This is a genomic window from Variovorax boronicumulans NBRC 103145, assembly GCF_001591345.1.
Classification (GTDB): Bacteria; Pseudomonadota; Gammaproteobacteria; order Burkholderiales; family Burkholderiaceae_C; genus Variovorax; species Variovorax boronicumulans.
In genome coordinates this window covers 39,682-57,840 of sequence record NZ_BCUS01000007.1, presented here as the reverse complement: position 1 = coordinate 57,840, position 18,159 = coordinate 39,682, and the positions used below count along the sequence as shown (strand labels likewise).

The following is an 18,159-nucleotide window of genomic DNA, read 5'->3' as shown; positions in this document are numbered from 1 at the left end:
TCTTTACTTCACCACCATGAACAGGCTCGGCAGCCAGGTGGAAAACGCCGGCACGAAGGTGACCACGCCGAGCGCGAAGATCAGCGCGCCGTAGAAGGGCCAGATCGTGCGCATCACCGTGCCCACCGACACCCCGCCGATGGCGCAGCCGACGAACTGGGTGGTGCCCACGGGTGGCGTGTTCAGCCCGAGCGCGCAGTTGATGAGCATCACCACGCCGAACTGCACCGAGGTCATGCCGTACTGCTGTGCAATGGGCAGGAAGATCGGCGTGCACAGCAGGATGGTCGCGGCCATGTCCAGGAAGGTGCCCAGCACGAACAGGATGATGTTGATGAGCAGGAAGATCATCCACGGCGTGGTCGTCACCTGCGACAGCATCTGGCCCGTGAGCTCGGCCACGCCGTACAGGCTGATGAGGTAGCCGAAGGTGCTCGAGATGCCGATCAGCAGCAGGATCACGCCCGTGGTGCGCACGGCCTTCGAGGCGGCCTTGATGAAGTGCTCCCACTTCAGCGTGCGGTACACGAAGATTGTCAGCGCCAGCGCATAGAGCACCGCCACCGCCGCCGATTCGGTCGCCGTGAAGATGCCCGACAAAATGCCGCCGAGGATCAGCACCACGATGAACAGGCCCGGCAGCGCCGCCGCGAACGAGCGCGCCACGATGGCCCAGCCCGGGAAGCTGCCGGCCGGGTAGCCGCGCTTCACGGCCACGAGGTAGGCGGCCGCGAGGTTGCTCAACGTGAGCACGGCCGCCGGCAGCAGCGCCGCCAGGATCAGCGCCGCGATCGACACCTTGCCGCCCGCTGCGAGCGAATAGATGATGAGGTTGTGGCTGGTCGGCATCAGCGCGCCGACCAGGGCCGCGTGGGTCGTCACGTTGACCGCGTAGTCGGCGTGGTAGCCCTCCTTCTTCATCATCGGGATCATCACGGCGCCCATGGCCGAGACGTCCGCCACGGGCGAGCCCGAGACGCCGCCGAACAAGGTGCAGGCCACCACGTTCGACATGCCCAGGCCGCCGCGCACGTGGCCCACGAGGTTGCGCGCGAAGTTGACGATGCGGTCCGCGATGCCGCCGTAGAGCATCAGCTCGCCGGCGAAGATGAAGAAGGGAATGGCCAGGAACGAGAAGATGCCCATGCCCGAGGTCATCTGCTGGAAGCCCACCGCGAGCGGCAGGCCTTCGCACAGCAGCGTGGCCAGGGCCGACAGGCCGATCGAGAACGCCACCGGCACGCCGAGCAGCAGGAACAGCGTGAACGAGAGGCAAAGAATGAGAAGAGGGGTCGTCATGATGAGGTTCAGCCCCAGGCGGGTTCGACTTCGCGGCCTTGGGCCAAGGCGATGATGTGTTCGATCGAGAACATCACGATGAGGACGCCGGACACGGCGGCGGGCACGTACTTCCAGCCTTCGGAAATCCACAGCGTGGGCAGGCGGTAGTCCCACACCGATTCGGCGAGCGAGGCGCAGTTCCAAGCCATGGCCAGGCCGAACAGCAGGATCAGCGCGTGGATGAGGTATTCCATCTTCAGGCGCAGCCAGTCGGGCGCGAGCACGAGGAACGATTCAAGTCCGATGTGGCCCGCATCGCGCACGCCCACGGCCACGCCCAGCATGGTCACGTAGAGCACCAGCAGCAGCGCGAGGCTCTCAGCCCAGGTGGGGGTGTTGTTGAGCACGTAGCGGCCGAACACCTGCCAGCTCACGGCGCAGATCACCGCGACGAGACCGAGGATGCCCAACCACATGCAGGCACGGGCGAGCGTGCGGCAAAGTTTGGTGTACATATTTCCAGCGCGAAAAATGGAGAGGCTCCGCCTCTTCGTGGCCCCTGGCAGGGGTGCAGGGTCACGAAGTGCGCGAAGCCTGGGGGCGAGCCCTGTTTACTTCGTGTCCTGGACGCGCTTGACCAGGTCCTTGAGCTTCGCGTCCGTGATGAACTTGTCGTATACCGGCTTCATCGCGGCCTGGAACGGGGCCTTGTCGACGTCGATGATCTCGGCGCCGCCGGCCTTCACCGTGGCCAGCGACTTCACTTCACGCTCCTGCCACTGCTTGCGCATGTAGGGCACCGATTCCTTGGCGGCCTGGCGCAGCCAGCCCTGCTCTTCGGTGGAGAGCTTGTCCCACGCGCGCTTGGAGAACAGCAGCATCTCGGGCGCCATCGAGTGCTCGGTCTTGCTGTAGTACTTGGCGACCTCGAAGGCGCGCGCGCTTTCGTAGGTGGGGTAGTTGTTTTCGGCGGCGTCGATGAGGCCGGTCTTCAGGCCCGTGTAGACCTCGCCCATCGGCATCGGCGTGGCGTTGGCGCCCATGGCCTCGAGCATCGACACCCACAGGTCGGACTGCTGCACGCGCACCTTCAGACCCTTCATGTCGGCGAAGTTGCGCACGGGCTTCTTGGCCGTGAACATCGAGCGCGCGCCGCTGTCGTAGTAGGCCAGGCCCACGAAGCCCTGCTTCTCGCACGACTTCAGGATTTCTTCGCCGACCGGACCGTCGAGCACCTTGTGCAGGTGCTCCACTGAACGGAACAGGAAGGGCATGGTCGGCACCTGCGTCTCGGGGCAGATGTTGTTCATGGGCGCGATGTTCACGCGCACCATCTGCAGCGCGCCGATCTTGGTCTGCTCGATCGTGTCCTTCTCGTTGCCGAGCGCGCTGTTGTTGAAGACCTTGATGCTGTGCTTGCCCCCGGACAGCGCCTTGAGCCGTTCGCTCATGAACTTCACGGCGGTCACGGTGGGGTAGTCGTCGGGGTGGATGTCGGCCGAGCGGAACTCGGTGGCGCCGGCAGCCAGCGTGGTCAACGCGGCCGCCGCGCCGGCAGCAAGTGCGATGAGTGTCGTGTAGAGCTTCATTTGTCTCGTCCTCTTGGTGGTTGTCGTCAATAAAAAAGAAAAGGGGTCAGCCGAAGGCCGGCTCTGGCACGCCCGCCACGCCGGGGCGCAGCGCGAACACGCCGCCGGCCAGCGGCTGGTCCGACAGGTCGATGCCGCCGGGGCGGATCGAGGTGACGAACAGCGTGTCGAGGCCCGGGCCGCCGAAGGCGCACATGGCGGGCTTCTTCACCGGCACGGCGAGCGAACGGTCGAGCCGGCCGTCGGGCGTGAAGCGGTGCACCAGGCCGGCGTCGTTGCCGCAGATCCAGTAGCAGCCGTCGACGTCCATCGCCGCGCCGTCGGGGCGGCCGGGCAGGGGATTCATGTCGACGAAGAGACGGCGGTTGCTCGGCGTGCCGGTGTCGGTGTCGTAGTCGAAGGCCCAGACGGCCTGCACGCTCGGGTGCGAGTCCGACAGGTACATCGTGCGGCCGTCGGGGCTGAAGGCCAGGCCGTTGGGCACGATCAGGTCGTCCAGTTGCAGCGTTGCGCCGTCGTCGCCGGGGCCGTGGCGGTACAGGCGGCCGACGCGCGCGCCGGCGGCCATGTCCAGCAGCATCGTGCCGGCCCAGAAGCGGCCCTGCCGGTCGCAGCGGCCGTCGTTGAAACGCATGCCCGGCGCGGCGTGCGCCACCGGGGCGAGCGGCGTGGCCGCGAGCGTGCCGTCGGTGCGCGGGCGCAGCGAGAACAGCCCGCTTTCCATGCCGGCGATCCATTCGCCGGGCCGGTCGGCACGCGGTGCGATGCAGGCAATCATTTCGTCGGCGCGCCACTGCGCATGGCCTTCGCCAGCGTGCCAGCGGTTGAGCGTGCGTGCGGGGATGTCGACCCAGTACAGCGCCTGCTGCGCGGCCAGCCACACCGGGCTTTCGCCCGTGCCGTTGCGCGCGTCGAGAACGAGTTCGGCTTGCATGCGGTGCTGCGGCCTGTTCAGTCGCCGAACGGGCCTTGTGCGGTGAAGGCGCCGCCCTGGTAGATGGCGTTCGGGTCGGTGGGCGCCACCGGCGGCTGCGCCTCGACCTTGTCGCGGAACACCTCGGAGCTGTCTTGCGCCGCGAAACCCAGGTGCGCGGCGGCGGCGTTGTCCCACCACAGGTCGCGGTTGGCCGACATGCCGTAGACCACCGTGTGCTTCACGTCGGGCGTGAAGAGCGACTTCTGGATCAGCGTCGTGAGGTCGCGGTAGCTGAGCCAGGTGCTCATCATGCGGCGGTTGAGCGGCTCGGGGAACGACGAGCCGATGCGGATGCTCACCGTCTCGATGCCCCAGCGGTCGAAGTAGAACTGCGCCATGTCTTCGCCGAAGGACTTCGACAGGCCGTAGTAGCCGTCGGGCCGGCGCGCGGCGTGCGCGTCGATGTGCTCGTCCTGCTTGTAGAAGCCGATCACGTGGTTCGAGCTGGCGAACACCACGCGCTTCACGCCGTGGCGGCGCGCGGCTTCGTACAGGTTGAACACGCCCTTGATGTTGGCTTCGAGCACTTCCTCGAACGGGCGCTCGACCGACACGCCGCCGAAATGGGCGATGGCGTCGCAGCCGGCCACCAGCGCGTCGACCGCGGCCTTGTCGGACAGGTCGCAGGGCACGACTTCTTCATGCGCGCCCGTGGCCGGTGCGATGTCGGCGATGTCGGAAAGGCGGATCACGTTCGCAAAAGGCGCGAGCCGTTCGCGCAGCACGCGGCCCAGGCCGCCGGCGGCGCCGGTCAGCAGCAGGCGGCCAAGCTTGGGGGAGGGGGCTTCAGGCGTCGACATGTCTTCGGGATGTGTGAGGGGAAGCGGAGGAGGTGGACAACGTCGTCACCGCTTTTTAGGTGATAAGTTATCTGTTGTCGTACAACTGTGAGGGGATTATGATCGTCGTCATGGCCTCAACGACTGCGGGTAATCCCGAAGTTCAGACAACGACCGCTGACAACCCGGCGGGCAACGCCGCTTTCGTGGGGCGGCCGCGCCAGCGCGCGCGCGGCCTGGCGAACGGGCTGGTGGAAGACCTGGGCGAGAAGATCCGCAGCCAGTCGCTGCGCCCGGGCGACAAGCTGCCGACCGAGTCGGCCATCATGCAGGCCTACGGCGTGAGCCGCACCGTGGTGCGCGAGGCGCTGTCCAAGCTGCAGGCGGGCGGGCTGGTCGAGACGCTGCACGGCGTGGGCACCTTCGTGCTGCAGCCGCGTCCGGGTGGCATGGGCGGCGTGTTCCGCCTCGATCCCGGCGAGATCGCGACTTCGGTCGACGTGCTCGCCGTGCTCGAGCTGCGCATCAGCCTGGAGACCGAATCCGCCGGGCTGGCCGCGAGCCGGCGCACCGACGAGCAGCTGGTCGCGATGCGCCAGGCGCTCGACGCGTTCGAGCAGAACGTCAAGGTGGGCGGCGACACCGTGGGACCCGACTTCGCCTTCCACCTGGAGATCGCGCAGTCGACCGGCAACCCCTACTTCGCCGACATCATGCGGCACCTGGGCACGACGATCATCCCGCGCACGCGCATCAGCGCGATCCGCGTGCAGGACGGCAGCTACCTGAGCCGCGTGAACCGCGAGCACGAGGAAATCTACGCGGCCATCGCGCGCCGCGACCCCGAGTCGGCACGTGCCGCGATGCGCATTCACCTGACCAACAGCCGCGAGCGGCTGCGCATGGCGCAGGAAGCCGCGCAACAGCAAAAAGCCAGGGCGGAAGCGGCCGGCCACGGCACCGCCTCGTCCGACAACACCCCTTCGCGCTGAGTTCGCCCCGGGTTTTCGGGGCTCAAGTCTGGACAAGCTGATTTTCTAGTTGTACGATGACTGATAACATGCAGCGCCATCGCGGCCCCGCATGCCTGCATCGAACCTCAGGAGACAGCCCCCATGACCGTCAACCGACGCGGCGCGCTCGGCGCCGCCCTCGCCACCACACTGGCCGCCAGCCTGCCCTTGCACGCGTTTGCGCAAGGGGCGGGCGGCACCTGGCCTTCCAAGCCCATTCGTTTGATCGTGCCGTACCCGCCGGGCGGCTCGTCGGACATCATTGCGCGCGCCATCGGCCAGCCGCTGTCCGAGGCGCTGGGCCAGCCCGTGGTCATCGAGAACCGCGCGGGCGCCAACGGCAACCTCGGCGCCGACATGCTGGCCAAGGCGCCGGCCGACGGCCACACGCTCATGCTGTGCGACCTCGGCGCGCTGGCCATCAGCCCGTCGCTGTACCCCAAGCTGCCGTTCGATCCGTCGAAGGACCTGCGCAGCGTGGCCATGCTGGCCTACTCGCCGCACCTGCTGGTCGTGCACCCGTCGGTGCAGGCCAACACGCTGAAGGAACTGGTCGAGCTGTCGAAGAAGAGCGACCTCAACTTCGCCGTCACCGCCAGCGGCAGCACCGCGCACCTGGCCGGCGTCGAGCTGCAGCGCAAGAGCGGCGCCAAGTGGGAGTACGTGCCCTACAAGGGCGGCGTGCAGGCCGTGCTCGACACCGTCGCGGGCCAGACGCAGGTGCTCATGAACGGCATGCTGGCCACCTACCCGCATGTGCAAAGCGGCAAGCTCAAGCTCATCGCCGTGTCGAAGTCGACGCGCATGCCGCTGATCGGCAGCGTGCCGACCATCGCGGAGCAGGGCGTTCCCGGCTACGAGTCGGGCACATGGCAGGGCGTGGTCGCAGCGCGCGGCACCCCTGACGCGGTGATCGCCCGGCTCAACAAGGAACTGGTCCGCATCATCCGCACGCCCGACATCCGGGCGCGCCTTGCGGGGCAGGGCGCCGAGGTCGTGACCATGACCGCGCCCGAGCAGGACCAGTTCTTCGCCAAGGAACGCGCGCGCTGGGCGCAAGTGATCCAGCAGGCCAATCTCAAGCTCGACTGAGCGGCCCCTTCTTCTTTTCTCTTTTCCTCATTTCTCTTTTTTCACTGGACGACTTCCGATGAACCCGCAAGAACTCAAAACCATCATGGGCTCCGGCCTGCTCTCGTTCCCGCTGACCGACTTCGACAGCAACGGCGACTTCAACAAGAAGGGCTACATCGAGCGCCTCGAATGGCTGGCGCCCTACGGCGCGAGCGCGTTGTTCGCCGCGGGCGGAACGGGCGAGTTCTTCTCGCTGACGGGTGACGAGTACCCCGGCATCATCCAGACCGCGGTCGACACCTGCCGCGGCGTGGTGCCGATCATTGCCGGCGCCGGCGGCCCGACGCGCTTCGCCATCCAATGCGCGCAAGCGGCAGAGAAGGCCGGCGCGCACGGCATCCTGCTGCTGCCGCACTACCTCACCGAAGCCGGCCAGGAAGGCCTGGCCGCGCACGTCGAGGCCGTGTGCAAGAGCGTGAAGTTCGGCGTGATCGTCTACAACCGCGCTTCGAGCCGCCTCAAGCCCGACACGCTGGCCCGCCTGGCCGAGCGCAACCCGAACCTCGTCGGCTTCAAGGACGGCGTGGGCGACATCGAGGCGATGGTCGCGATCTTCCAGAAGATGGGCGACCGCTTCGCCTACCTGGGCGGCCTGCCCACGGCCGAGGTCTATGCCGCCGCCTACAAGGCGATGGGCACGCCCGTGTACTCCTCGGCGGTCTTCAACTTCATTCCGAAGACGGCGATGGACTTCTATCACGCGGTCGCCAACGACGACATGGCCACGCAGCACCGCCTGCTGAAGAACTTCTTCATGCCCTACCTGGAGCTGCGCAACCGCGTGCCCGGCTACGCCGTGAGCATCGTGAAGGCGGGCGCCAAGCTCGTCGGCCACGACGCCGGCCCCGTGCGCGCGCCGCTGACCGACCTGAAGCCCGACGAGATGGACGCACTGAAGGCGCTCATCGACACGCTCGGCCCGCAGTAAGCCGGCACTGATCGCAGTAGTCGCCAGCACCACAGAACAACAGGAGACAACGACATGCTCATCAGGAAATTTCTGCTCGCCGCCGCAGCGACCGCCGTGTTCGCGGGTTGTGCCGCCAGCGGTGGCAGCAGCAGCGGCGCAGCAGCCGAACCCGCAGTTGCGGCGGCCGCCGAGCGGCTGCGCGTCGCCATGGTCGACCCGACGCCCGCCGCGCTGCGCGCGCTGGTGGCCGACGACCTGAGCTACGGTCATTCGGGCGGCAAGGTCGACACGCAGGCCAGCTTCATCGCCGACCTGCTCGACGGCAAGTCCGACTTCGTGACCATCGCGATCACCGACCAGACCGTGAAGGTCGTCGACGGCCGCACGGCCATCGTGCGCCACACGCTCACGGCCGACACCAACGATTCGGGCAAGCCCGGCAAGGTCGCGCTGAAGATCCTTGGCGTCTGGCAGAAGCAGGGCGGCGAGTGGAAGCTGCTCGCGCGCCAGGCTGTGCGCCTCACGACCTGACGGAGGCGCGATCGATGAAGAGACAACAACTCCTGGCCGCGGGCCTCGCGCTCGCCGCCACCGCGCTGCTGTCGCCGCTGCACGCCTCGGCGCAGGCCGAGGCATGGCCGCAGCAGAAACCTGTGACGATCATCGTGCCGTTCCCCGCCGGTGGCTCCACCGACATGGTGGCGCGCGCGCTGGCGCAGCAGCTGCAGGCCAAGCTCGGCGGCAGCTTCGTCGTCGACAACCGCCCCGGTGCCACCGGCACCATCGGCACCGGCTTCGTGAAGCGCGCACTGCCCGACGGCTACACGCTGCTCGTGTCGTCGCTCGGCGCCTTCGTCGTCACGCCGCACCTGCAAAAAGGCGTGCCCTACGACGCCACCAAGGACTTCGACTACATCAGCGTGCCCGTGCAGGCGCCCAACGTGCTCGTGGCGAACGTCGCGCGGCCCGAGCGCAGCGTGGCCGACGTGCTCGCGCTGTTGCGCAAGACGCCCGGCAAGGTCTCGTTCGCGAGTTCGGGCAACGGCTCGTCCGACCACCTGTCGGCCGAACTCTTCTGGCAGCAATCGAAGACCGAAGGCGTGCACGTGCCCTACAAGGGCGGCGCTCCGGCGGTGAACGACCTGCTGGGCAACCAGGTCGACTTCTCGTTCCAGAACGTGAACGCCGTGCTGCCGCACATCCGCGCCGGCAAGCTGCGCGCGCTGGCCGTCACCGGCGACAAGCGCTCGCCCGTGCTGCCCGACGTGCCCACGCTCGCCGAAGCCGGCGTGAAGGGCGCCGAGGTCTATTCGTGGCAGGGCATGGCCGCGCCCAAGGGCCTGCCGCCCGCCACGAAGAAGAAGCTGAGCGACGCGGTCATCGCCGCCATGCAGGACCCCGAGACCAAGAAGCGCATGCTCGACCAGGGCCTGGAAATCGTCGCCAGCACGCCCGAAGACTTCACCGCCTTCCAGTTGCGCGAGTGGGCGCGATGGAAGACATTGATCGACACCCGCCACATCACCGCAGACTGAGCCACCGAGCCCGAAGATGACCTCTCCTGAATCCGCTGCTTCCTCCGTCGTGTCGGGCGCGCCCGTCGTCACCGCCATGCGCGTCGTGCCCGTGGCCGGCGACGACAGCATGCTGATGAACCTCAGCGGCGCGCACGGCCCGTTCTTCACGCGCAACCTGCTGATCCTCACCGACAGCGCCGGCCACACCGGCGTGGGCGAAGTGCCGGGCGGCGAGAAGATCCGCCAGACGCTCGAAGACGCGCGCGACCTCATCGTGGGCCAGCCCATCGGCAACCACAACGCCGTGCTCAACCGCATGCGCAGCGCCTTTGCCGCGCGCGACAGCGGCGGGCGCGGCCTGCAGACCTTCGATCTGCGCGTGACCATCCACGCCGTGACCGCCGCCGAAGCCGCGCTGCTCGACCTGCTGGGCCAGCACCTGGGCGTGCCCGTGGCCGCGCTGCTCGGCGAAGGTCAGCAGCGCGATGCGGTGCAGATGCTCGGCTACCTCTTCTACGTGGGCGACCGCACCAAGACTGACCTGCCGTACGAGTCCGACCCCGGCGCCGACAACGACTGGTTCCGCGTGCGCCACGAAGAGGCGATGACCCCCGAAGCCATCGTGCGCCTGGCCGAGGCCACGCATGCGCGCTACGGTTTCACCGACTTCAAGCTCAAGGGCGGCGTGCTGCGCGGCGAGGAAGAGGTCGAAGCGATCCGCGCGCTGCACGAACGCTTCCCGCAGGCGCGCGTCACGCTCGACCCGAACGGCGGCTGGCTGCTGGCCGACGCCATCCGTCTGTGCCGCGACCTGCACGGCGTGATGGCCTATGCCGAAGATCCGTGCGGCGCCGAGGGCGTGTTCTCGGGCCGCGAGGTGATGGCCGAGTTCCGCCGCGCCACGGGCCTGCCCACCGCCACCAACATGGTCGCCACCGACTGGCGCGAGATGGTGCACAGCCTGTCGCTGCAGTCGGTCGACATTCCGCTGGCCGACCCGCACTTCTGGACCATGCAGGGCTCGGTGCGCGTGGCGCAGCTGTGCCAGGCCTGGGGCCTGACCTGGGGCTCGCATTCGAACAACCACTTCGACGTGTCACTCGCGATGTTCACGCACGTGGCTGCGGCGGCACCCGGCAAGGTCACGGCCATCGACACGCACTGGATCTGGCAGGACGGCCAGCGTCTCACGAAGGCGCCGCTGCAGATCGAGGGCGGCCTCGTGCAGGTGCCCACGCGCGGCGGCCTGGGCATCGAACTCGACATGGCCGAGGTCGAGAAGGCGCACCAGCTGTACCTGAAGCATGGCCTGGGCGCGCGCAACGATGCGCAGGCGATGCAGTTCCTCATTCCGAACTGGACCTTCGACAACAAGCGCCCCTGCATGGTCCGCTGAGCGCCCGGTGCCTTCGTGCGCTGACGGCTGAAACATCCAAGGAGACTGAATGAACAAGCACATGGATCGCCGTCGCCTGCTGCAAGCGGCTGCCGGCTCGGCACTCGGCGCCGTGGCCGCCGCCGCGGGCGCCCAGTCGTTTCCCTTCAAGCCGCAGCAACGCTATCCCGACCCGTCGGTGCTGATCCTCGACCCCAGCTTTGCGAAGTACCGCATCTACAGCAGCACGCTCGAGCAGGTCGGCACCGGCATGCGCTGGGCCGAGGGCCCGGTGTACCTGCCGCGCGAGGGCTACCTCGTGTGCAGCGACATCCCGAACAACAGGCTGATGCGCTACGAGGAGAAGACCGGCGAGTTCAAGGTCCACAAGGCGAACGCCGGCTACTGCAACGGCAACACGCGCGACCGGCAGGGCCGCCTCATCAGCTGCGAGCACTCGGTGACGCGGCGCGTGGTGCGCACCGAGGCCGACGGGCGCATGACCGTGCTGGCCGACCGCTATCAGGGCAAGCGGCTGAATTCGCCGAACGACGTGGTGGTGAAGTCGGACGACACCGTGTGGTTCACCGACCCGCTCTTCGGCATCTCGGGCACGTGGGAAGGCGAGAAGGCCGCGCCCGAGCAGGCGACGACCAACGTGTACCGCCTCACGCCCGACGGCCAGCTCTCGGCGGTGATCACCGACCTGGTGAACCCGAACGGCCTGGCCTTCTCGCCGGACGAGAAAAAGCTCTACGTCATCGAGTGGAAGGGCACGCCCAACCGCAGCCTCTGGAGCTACGACGTGGCGGCCGACGGCAGCGTGTCGAACAAGCTGAAGCTCATCGATGGCACGGGCGCTGCGGCGCTCGACGGCTTTCGCGTCGACCGCGACGGCAACCTCTGGATGGGCTGGGGCTGGAACGGCGCGCTCGCGCCCGAACCCATCGATGCCGGCAACGGCATGAAGGTCTATCAGCCGCAGGCGAAGTCCGAAGACCTCGATGGCGTCAAGATCTTCAATGCGCAAGGCAAGCCCATCGGTTTCATCCGCCTGCCCGAACGCTGTGCCAACCTCACCTTCGGCGGCCCCAAGAACAACCGCCTCTACATGGCGGCCAGCCATTCGCTGTACGCCCTCTACGTGGAGTCCGAAGGCGCCACCTAGCCTTCAGACTTTCCAACCTCCTCACCGCAACAGCACACAAGCAAGGACATCGACGATGACTGAATTCAACAACCTCATCAATGGCGAATGGTTGGCCGGCCAAAGCTACAGCCCCAACATCAACCCCAGCAACCTGGCCGACGTGCTGGGCCAGTACACGCAGGGCGACAAGGGCCAGGTCGACGCCGCTGTGGCCGCCGCCACCGCCGCCTTCCCCGCCTGGGCGACGGGCAGCATCCAGGCGCGCTCCGACGCGCTCGACAAGATCGGCACCGAGATCCTCGCGCGTAAGGAAGAGCTCGGCACGCTGCTCGCACGCGAAGAAGGCAAGACCAAGGCCGAAGGCATCGGCGAGGCCACGCGCGCGGGGCAGATCTTCAAGTTCTTCGCGGGCGAGTGCCTGCGCCTGTCGGGCGAGGTGCTGCCGTCGGTGCGCCCGAACATCGGCGTGGAGATCACGCGCGAGCCGGTCGGTGTGGTCGGGCTCATCACGCCGTGGAACTTTCCCATCGCGATTCCCGCCTGGAAGATCGCACCCGCGCTGGCCTTCGGCAACTGCGTGGTGCTCAAGCCCGCCGACCTCGTGCCGGGCTGCGCGTGGGCGCTGGCTGAGATCATCAGCCGCTCGGGCATTCCGGCCGGCGTGTTCAATCTCGTGATGGGGCGCGGCAGCGTGATCGGCGATGCGCTGGTGAACCACCCGGGCATCCATGCGATCAGCTTCACGGGCTCGGTGGGCGTGGGCCGCAACATCGCGATCCAGTGCGTCACCAACCACAAGAAGGTGCAGCTCGAAATGGGCGGCAAGAACCCGCAGGTGGTGCTCGACGATGCCGACCTCGCGCAGGCCGTAGAGCTCAGTGTGCAGAGCGCGTTCTACTCGACGGGCCAGCGCTGCACGGCGTCGAGCCGACTCATCGTGACCGAGGGCATCTACCCGAAGTTCATCGAGGCGATGAAGGCGCGCATGGCGAAGATCAAGGTCGGCGATGCGCTCGCGCAGGGCACCGACGTGGGGCCGGTGTCGTCGAAGTCGCAGCTCGACCAGGACATGGAATACGTCGCCATCGGCAAGGGCGAAGGCGCCACGCTGGCGGCTGGCGGCGAACTGCTGAAGCTGGAGACGGACGGCTACTACATGTCGCCCGCACTGTTCAGCGAGTCCGCCGCGAACATGCGCATCAACCGCGAGGAAGTGTTCGGGCCGGTGGCGAGCGTGATCCGCGTGAAGAACTACGAAGAGGCACTGGCGACGGCCAACGACACGGAGTTCGGTTTGTCGGCCGGCATCGCGACGACCTCGCTGAAGTACGCGACGCACTTCAAGCGCCACAGCCAGGCGGGGATGGTGATGGTGAACCTGCCGACGGCGGGGGTGGACTATCACGTGCCGTTTGGTGGTCGCAAGGGCTCGAGCTACGGGCCGCGCGAGCAGGGCAAGTACGCGCAGGAGTTCTTCACGACGGTGAAGACGGCTTACACGTTGGCCTGACGCTTTTCTTGTCTCGTTGGAAGCCCCCGGTTGGGGGCTTTTTTACGCCTGTGTTTTTCGGGGCGCGTGCGCAGGCCACCGGGTACTTCCCTCCGCGAATGTCCCCCGGGGCTTCGCCCCTCCTCCTTGATTTCGCTGCGGGAAGCACCCAGTGTCCTGCGCACGGGACACGCTGCTGGTGCTCGCCGATCAACGACTGCACTGCCCAACGCTCACGTCGATGCGGTGCCTTGCGCAGCGAAATCAAGGAGGAGGGCGAAGCCCGGGGGACATTCGCGGAGCAAGGTACCGCGTCGGCGTGAGCGTCGCCCTGAACAGCTCAGGCCAATGGTGCCCTGCGACTGCGACGCATCAGGAATTCGATCAGCTCGAAGACCCCTTCACTGATCAGCGCCATGGCTGCAGCCGGCAGCGCACCCGCCATCAACAGCTCGCGATCGTTGAGCGCCAGCCCCGTCACGATGCGCTCGCCAAAACCACCCGCGCCGATGAAGGCCGCGATGGTGGCCGTGCCGATGGCAATGGCTGTCGCGGTGCGAACGCCCGCCAGCAGCGTGGGCAACGCGAGAGGCAGCAGCACCAGCTGAAGGCTCTGCGGCGGCGTCATGCCCAGCGCGGTGCCGGCCAGCCGAAGTCCATTCGGCACTTCGGCCAGCCCGGTCACGGTGTTGCGCATGATCGGCAGCAGCGAGTACAGCGTGAGCGCGATGAGTGCGGGCAGGGCACCGATGGCGCCGAGCAGCGAGATCAGCACCGCGAGCAGCGCCAGCGAGGGCACGGTCTGCATCACGCTCGCAAAGCCCAGCACCACGGCGCGCAGCCGCAGGTGCGGAAACACGAGGATCGCGAGCGGCACGCCGATAAGGATGGCCACGCCGACCGACACCGCCACCAGCAGCAGGTGCTGGCGTGCCAGCGGCCAGAGGTCGGGCCCGAAGAGCTTGGCCGTGAAGCCGCGCGCGGCGCTCGGCGGTGTCTTGCCGTCCTTGGTGGCGCCGGCGAGGAAGTCGCGCGCGATGGTGTCGAAGCGCACGCCTTGCAGTTCGGCGCGTGCGTTCATCGCGATCATCGCGTGCTCGTCGATCCTCCCTTCGAGCGCCTGCAACGCGGCCCAGGCCTTCGGCAGCCGCGCGGGCAGGTCGAGCTTGTAGAGCACCACCGCGTCGTAGCGCGGAAAGTACTGCTTGTCGTCCACCAGCACGCGCAGGCCGAGGTGGTCGATCTTGGCGTCGGTGGTGTAGATGTCGATGGCGTCGATCTGCTTGGCCGTCATCGCTTCGTAGGCCAGGCCGTGGTCGAGCCCGGTCGGCGTCTGCGTGAAGCCGTAGCGCGCAGCCAGGCCCTTCCAGCCGTCGGCGCGGCCGATGAATTCGTTCGACAGCCCGATGCGCAGCTCGGGGTGCCGGGCCAGGTCGCTCAGCGTGCGCAGCCCGAGCTTGTCGGCATCGGCGGCGCGCACGGCCAGCGCGTAGCCGTCGTTGAAGCCCAGCGGAATCGCCACGCCCAGCCCGAGCGGCGCGAGCGCGGCGTTCATCGCCTCGCGCGTGTCGGCGGGCGAGCCCTTGAGGATCTCGAGCGCGATGGTGCCGGTGTATTCGGCGTACAGGTCGATGGCGCCCGAGCGCAGCGCTTCATACACGATGGCCGTGTTGCCCAGCCCCTGCCGCACGACGGGCGGCGACGCGGTGTGCGGCGCGGCGGTCTGCGCCAGCACCTCGGCCAGGATGTACGACTCGGTGAAGCGCTTGGAGCCGACGCGCAGCGTCTCGTCGGCGGCCTGCGCGCGGGGTGCGGCGGCGGCCAGCCAGAGCATCGCGAAAAGCCACAGGGCGGGGTGCCAGAAGCTGCGAGGCAGGTGCATCCGGGTCAGTGTATCGGCATCGCCGCGCCAGCCGTACCCGTCCGTCTCCTACACGCCGTGGTGCGCGAAGCCGATGCGCTCGGGCCGCGCGGCGGCCCATAGTGGCCGTCATGAAAAAAACCAGGCACGCGCCCCCCGGTCCCGACATCCACGGCCTGCGCGAGCTGCCCGGCCTGCGCGTGGACGGCTACAGCCTGCAGCTGCGCGACAAGGACGGCTTCGTCGGCGACCAGGCCAGCCAGACGGCGTTTCGCGAACTGCTCGAGCGCTGGCGCAAGCGGCGCCGCAAGGCCGGCCGCGACCCGCTGGGCGCGGCCCACTCGCGCGACCTGAGCAAGAAGCAGCTCGACCGCGCGCTGCAGGGAAAGACCGCCACGGCCGCCGGCGACGTGATGCACGGAGCCATCGAGGAGTTCGCGGAAGAGCTGGCCTTCGTGGTCCAGCGCTTCGTGCGCCAGCCCTCGTGGCGCAAGGTGCAGCGCATCGTGGTCGGCGGCGGCTTTCCCGAGAGCGACGTGGGCGAGCGCGCGATCCTGGAGGCGGGCGCGATGCTCGAAGACCTGGGCGTGCACGTGCAGCTGGGCCGGCTGTCGCACAACGTGGACGACGGCGGGCTGATCGGCTGGGCGCACCTGACGCCGCCGCCGCTGCTGAAGGGGCACGACGCCATCCTGGCCGTGGACATCGGCGGCACGAACGTGCGCTGCGGCATCGTGAAGACGCGCCACCGCAAGGCGTCCGACTTCTCGCGCGCCAAGGTGGTCAAGCGCGAGAAGTGGCGCCACGCCGACGACGGCCCGAACCGCAGCCACATGGTCGAGCGCATCGCCGACATGCTCGAGGACATGGTGATCTACGCCGAGCGCCGCAAGATCCGGCTCGCGCCCTTCATCGGCATCGGCTGCCCGGGGCTGATCCGCTCCGACGGCTCGATCGCGCGCGGCGCGCAGAACCTGCCGGGCGACTGGGAGAGCCGGGCCTTCCACCTGCCGGCCGCGCTGTGGCGGCGGCTGCCGATCATCGGCTCGGGCGCGACGCTGGTGCTCATGCACAACGACGCGGTGGTGCAGGGCCTGAGCGAGCTGCCCTTCATGCGCGACGTGCGCCACTGGGGCGTGCTGACCATCGGCACCGGGCTGGGCAACGCCAGCTTCACGAACCGGCGTTGAGTTATCTCCTACAGGTCTTCGGGTCGCAGTTCCGCACCGACGCGCGCGGTGGCCGAGGTGGTGGCGACGTTGCCCGCCGCATCGGTGGCGCGCAGTTCGATGTTCGCCAGGCCCGCACGCGCGGGCGTCCAGCTGCAGGCGTAGGGCGCGGCGCGCGGCGCGCAGACGGTCTTGCCGTCGACGATGAAGGCCAGTTCGGCCACGCCGACATCGTCGGTCGCGCTGGCCGACAGCCGCACCGGCAGGCCGGCGGCCGAGGCCGCCATGGACGGCACGTTCAGCGTCACGGTCGGCGCGGTGGTGTCGGCGGGCGCGCGCACGATCACCTGCGCCGACGCGACCTCGGCATTGCCCGCCGCGTCAATGGCGATCACGCGGACGATCTGCACGCCCGGCGCGGTCGGCGTCCACTGGCAGGTGTAGGGCGGGGCGGTGAAGGTGCAGATCGGCAGGCTGTCGGTGCCGATCACCTTCACGCCGAAGACGCCGACGTTGTCGACCGCCACGGGCGCCAGCGCCACGGGCTGGCCCACGGTCGCCATCGCGGGGGCGGCCAGGGACACGGCCGGCTTCTGGCTGTCGGGCGCGCCCAGCGGCAGGTCGATGGTGAAGGCCGCCTGCCCCTGCACCGCCTTCTGCTCGAAGGCGTCGAAGATGGTGAACCAGGTCGCGCCCGGTGCACGGCCCGCGGCCTGGGCCTTCACGAGCAGCGTGGTCTTGCCGACTGCGAAGCAGCTGAAGCCGCAGCGCCAGTCGAAGACGAAGCGGCCTTCGGCGTTGGTGCTGCCCTGCGCGATCGGCTCCAGCGGCTTGCCGGCGCCCGGGTCGCGCCACACCGAGACGGGCGCGCCGGCCAGCGCGGCGCCGCTCTCGCGTTCGCTCACGCGCACCTGCGTGGCGGTGGTCGCGGCCATGAACTTCGAGCTGCCGAGCTTGGGCCAGTCGCGCCAGTCGGTGTTGATCTGCGCCTTGGTGCCTTCGGTGAAACGGATCAGGCCGAGCGTGGCGACGCGGTTGGTGGCCGGGTCGTAGCGCTGCTCGAACACGGTGCCCAGCAGCGGGTCGAGGCGCCAGTGCTGGCGCGTCCACCAGTAGCGGTCGGTGTGCTTCACCAGGGCCAGGTCGCTGGCGGGCGCGGTCTCGGTGGTGTCGGCAACGGCGATGGCGTTGTAATACTCGCCCGAGCCGGCGCCGAACACGTGCTCCAGCTCGTGCAGCAGGGTCTTGAGCTGGCGCCCGAGGTAGTCCTTCTCGGTGGATTCGGGCGCGGCCGGCGTGATGGCGCGCGACAGGCGCAGCGGGTCGTGGATGGCGGTCCAGTTCAGGTTCCAGGTCACGCCGGTGGGCGGAAAGGTGGTGCTGGTGGTCAGGCCGCCGTGGCTGTAGCCGCGCTTCGAGGGGCCGACGCACAGCACGATCTCGCCGCCGGCCACGCCGTTGAAGCCGCAGGGCGGCGCTGCGCCGGGCGCGACGATCTGCAGGTCTTTCGCGGGATCGAAGGTGAAGCTGCGCACGGTCTCGCGCTGGAACACGGTGTTGAGATCGGCCACGTACTGCGCGAGCCGGCGGCCGGCCTCGGGCGCGCCGATGTCGGCCGCCAGTTGCGGGTCGATGAAGAAGCGCAGGCGGTGCACGCTCGGCGTGGCGCGGCCGACTTCGTTCAGGGCCGCCCAGGTCGGGGCGGCGGACAACGGCAGCAGCAGGGCCAAAACGACAGGCAAGGCTACGCCCAGCCGGCGCGCGAGCGCCAGCAGCGAATCAATGAAAGGCATCGATTTTTCTCCCCGTGCTCAGGGGAATCCGGCAGTGATCGACAACAAAGGGGATCGCTTGGGGCCGCGCGAAGGTGTCGCCCGGCGCCCAGCGCTCAAACCCCGCCGCGACCGCCTTTGCCG

The 18,159-nt window shown here is 68.4% G+C and carries 16 protein-coding genes; 9 read left to right on the top strand and 7 right to left on the bottom strand.

Going from position 1 to position 18,159, the window contains the following annotated elements:
- Positions 1–3: 3 nt before the first annotated feature.
- The 5 genes from VBO01S_RS03725 to VBO01S_RS03705 form a co-directional block, all read right to left on the bottom strand.
- Entirely contained in the window at positions 4–1,299 is a 1,296-nt protein-coding gene (locus tag VBO01S_RS03725) for a TRAP transporter large permease (protein WP_062470674.1), read from the bottom strand.
- An 8-nt stretch (positions 1,300–1,307) separates the two neighbouring features.
- Complete coding sequence (locus tag VBO01S_RS03720; RefSeq protein ID WP_062470671.1) at positions 1,308–1,796, bottom strand: TRAP transporter small permease; 489 nt, start codon at positions 1,794–1,796, stop codon at positions 1,308–1,310.
- 96 nt (positions 1,797–1,892) lie between these two features.
- Positions 1,893–2,870 carry a TRAP transporter substrate-binding protein gene (locus VBO01S_RS03715; RefSeq protein ID WP_062470668.1) on the bottom strand — a complete coding sequence of 326 codons (978 nt, stop codon included), beginning with the start codon at positions 2,868–2,870 and terminating at the stop codon, positions 1,893–1,895.
- Positions 2,871–2,916: 46 nt separating this feature from the next.
- Positions 2,917–3,804, bottom strand: a complete 888-nt coding sequence (locus VBO01S_RS03710) for an SMP-30/gluconolactonase/LRE family protein (RefSeq protein WP_062470665.1) — start codon at positions 3,802–3,804, stop codon at positions 2,917–2,919.
- Positions 3,805–3,821: 17 nt separating this feature from the next.
- A complete protein-coding gene (locus VBO01S_RS03705; RefSeq protein WP_062470662.1) occupies positions 3,822–4,646 on the bottom strand; it encodes an NAD-dependent epimerase/dehydratase family protein in 825 nt (274 codons plus the stop codon).
- A gap of 110 nt (positions 4,647–4,756) precedes the next feature.
- On the opposite strand from VBO01S_RS03705, the gene VBO01S_RS03700 reads away from it, so the two are divergent.
- The 8 genes from VBO01S_RS03700 to VBO01S_RS03665 all read left to right on the top strand — a co-directional run bounded on the left by VBO01S_RS03700 (position 4,757) and on the right by VBO01S_RS03665 (position 13,234).
- Entirely contained in the window at positions 4,757–5,617 is an 861-nt protein-coding gene (locus VBO01S_RS03700; RefSeq protein ID WP_062470783.1) for a FadR/GntR family transcriptional regulator, read from the top strand.
- Between the two features lie 123 nt (positions 5,618–5,740).
- Complete coding sequence (locus VBO01S_RS03695) at positions 5,741–6,730, top strand: Bug family tripartite tricarboxylate transporter substrate binding protein (protein WP_062470659.1); 990 nt, start codon at positions 5,741–5,743, stop codon at positions 6,728–6,730.
- Positions 6,731–6,788: 58 nt separating this feature from the next.
- Entirely contained in the window at positions 6,789–7,700 is a 912-nt protein-coding gene (gene kdgD, locus VBO01S_RS03690) for a 5-dehydro-4-deoxyglucarate dehydratase (RefSeq protein WP_062470656.1), read from the top strand.
- Positions 7,701–7,754: 54 nt separating this feature from the next.
- Positions 7,755–8,213, top strand: coding sequence for a nuclear transport factor 2 family protein (locus VBO01S_RS03685; RefSeq protein ID WP_062470652.1), 459 nt, complete (start codon positions 7,755–7,757; stop codon positions 8,211–8,213).
- Between the two features lie 14 nt (positions 8,214–8,227).
- A complete protein-coding gene (locus VBO01S_RS03680) occupies positions 8,228–9,217 on the top strand; it encodes a Bug family tripartite tricarboxylate transporter substrate binding protein (RefSeq protein WP_062470650.1) in 990 nt (329 codons plus the stop codon).
- A 16-nt stretch (positions 9,218–9,233) separates the two neighbouring features.
- Entirely contained in the window at positions 9,234–10,595 is a 1,362-nt protein-coding gene (gene gudD / locus VBO01S_RS03675; protein WP_062470646.1) for a glucarate dehydratase, read from the top strand.
- A 49-nt stretch (positions 10,596–10,644) separates the two neighbouring features.
- Complete coding sequence (locus VBO01S_RS03670; protein WP_062470643.1) at positions 10,645–11,742, top strand: SMP-30/gluconolactonase/LRE family protein; 1,098 nt, start codon at positions 10,645–10,647, stop codon at positions 11,740–11,742.
- A 55-nt stretch (positions 11,743–11,797) separates the two neighbouring features.
- A complete protein-coding gene (locus VBO01S_RS03665; protein ID WP_062470640.1) occupies positions 11,798–13,234 on the top strand; it encodes an aldehyde dehydrogenase family protein in 1,437 nt (478 codons plus the stop codon).
- A gap of 319 nt (positions 13,235–13,553) precedes the next feature.
- Here VBO01S_RS03665 and VBO01S_RS03660 read toward each other — a convergent pair whose 3' ends face one another.
- Positions 13,554–15,095, bottom strand: coding sequence for an ABC transporter permease/substrate-binding protein (locus tag VBO01S_RS03660; protein WP_082817965.1), 1,542 nt, complete (start codon positions 15,093–15,095; stop codon positions 13,554–13,556).
- Between the two features lie 110 nt (positions 15,096–15,205).
- Between VBO01S_RS03660 and VBO01S_RS03655 the strand changes: the two genes are divergently transcribed.
- On the top strand, positions 15,206–16,264 hold the full coding sequence (locus VBO01S_RS03655; protein WP_062470779.1) for an ROK family protein: 1,059 nt from the start codon (positions 15,206–15,208) through the stop codon (positions 16,262–16,264).
- Positions 16,265–16,272: 8 nt separating this feature from the next.
- On the opposite strand, the gene VBO01S_RS03650 is transcribed toward VBO01S_RS03655, so the two are convergent.
- Positions 16,273–18,036, bottom strand: coding sequence for an Ig-like domain-containing protein (locus VBO01S_RS03650; RefSeq protein WP_062470637.1), 1,764 nt, complete (start codon positions 18,034–18,036; stop codon positions 16,273–16,275).
- Positions 18,037–18,159: the final 123 nt, after the last annotated feature.

What these genes read in the sequence shown, in the direction of transcription:
- VBO01S_RS03725 (WP_062470674.1), bottom strand. Translation starts at nt 1,299, where the DNA reads ATGACGACCCCTCTTCTCATTCTTTGCCTCTCGTTCACGCTGTTCCTG.
- VBO01S_RS03720 (WP_062470671.1), bottom strand. Translation starts at nt 1,796, where the DNA reads ATGTACACCAAACTTTGCCGCACGCTCGCCCGTGCCTGCATGTGGTTG.
- VBO01S_RS03715 (WP_062470668.1), bottom strand. Translation starts at nt 2,870, where the DNA reads ATGAAGCTCTACACGACACTCATCGCACTTGCTGCCGGCGCGGCGGCC.
- VBO01S_RS03710 (WP_062470665.1), bottom strand. Translation starts at nt 3,804, where the DNA reads ATGCAAGCCGAACTCGTTCTCGACGCGCGCAACGGCACGGGCGAAAGC.
- VBO01S_RS03705 (WP_062470662.1), bottom strand. Translation starts at nt 4,646, where the DNA reads ATGTCGACGCCTGAAGCCCCCTCCCCCAAGCTTGGCCGCCTGCTGCTG.
- VBO01S_RS03700 (WP_062470783.1), top strand. Translation starts at nt 4,757, where the DNA reads ATGGCCTCAACGACTGCGGGTAATCCCGAAGTTCAGACAACGACCGCT.
- VBO01S_RS03695 (WP_062470659.1), top strand. Translation starts at nt 5,741, where the DNA reads ATGACCGTCAACCGACGCGGCGCGCTCGGCGCCGCCCTCGCCACCACA.
- kdgD (WP_062470656.1), top strand. Translation starts at nt 6,789, where the DNA reads ATGAACCCGCAAGAACTCAAAACCATCATGGGCTCCGGCCTGCTCTCG.
- VBO01S_RS03685 (WP_062470652.1), top strand. Translation starts at nt 7,755, where the DNA reads ATGCTCATCAGGAAATTTCTGCTCGCCGCCGCAGCGACCGCCGTGTTC.
- VBO01S_RS03680 (WP_062470650.1), top strand. Translation starts at nt 8,228, where the DNA reads ATGAAGAGACAACAACTCCTGGCCGCGGGCCTCGCGCTCGCCGCCACC.
- gudD (WP_062470646.1), top strand. Translation starts at nt 9,234, where the DNA reads ATGACCTCTCCTGAATCCGCTGCTTCCTCCGTCGTGTCGGGCGCGCCC.
- VBO01S_RS03670 (WP_062470643.1), top strand. Translation starts at nt 10,645, where the DNA reads ATGAACAAGCACATGGATCGCCGTCGCCTGCTGCAAGCGGCTGCCGGC.
- VBO01S_RS03665 (WP_062470640.1), top strand. Translation starts at nt 11,798, where the DNA reads ATGACTGAATTCAACAACCTCATCAATGGCGAATGGTTGGCCGGCCAA.
- VBO01S_RS03660 (WP_082817965.1), bottom strand. Translation starts at nt 15,095, where the DNA reads ATGCACCTGCCTCGCAGCTTCTGGCACCCCGCCCTGTGGCTTTTCGCG.
- VBO01S_RS03655 (WP_062470779.1), top strand. Translation starts at nt 15,206, where the DNA reads ATGAAAAAAACCAGGCACGCGCCCCCCGGTCCCGACATCCACGGCCTG.
- VBO01S_RS03650 (WP_062470637.1), bottom strand. Translation starts at nt 18,036, where the DNA reads ATGCCTTTCATTGATTCGCTGCTGGCGCTCGCGCGCCGGCTGGGCGTA.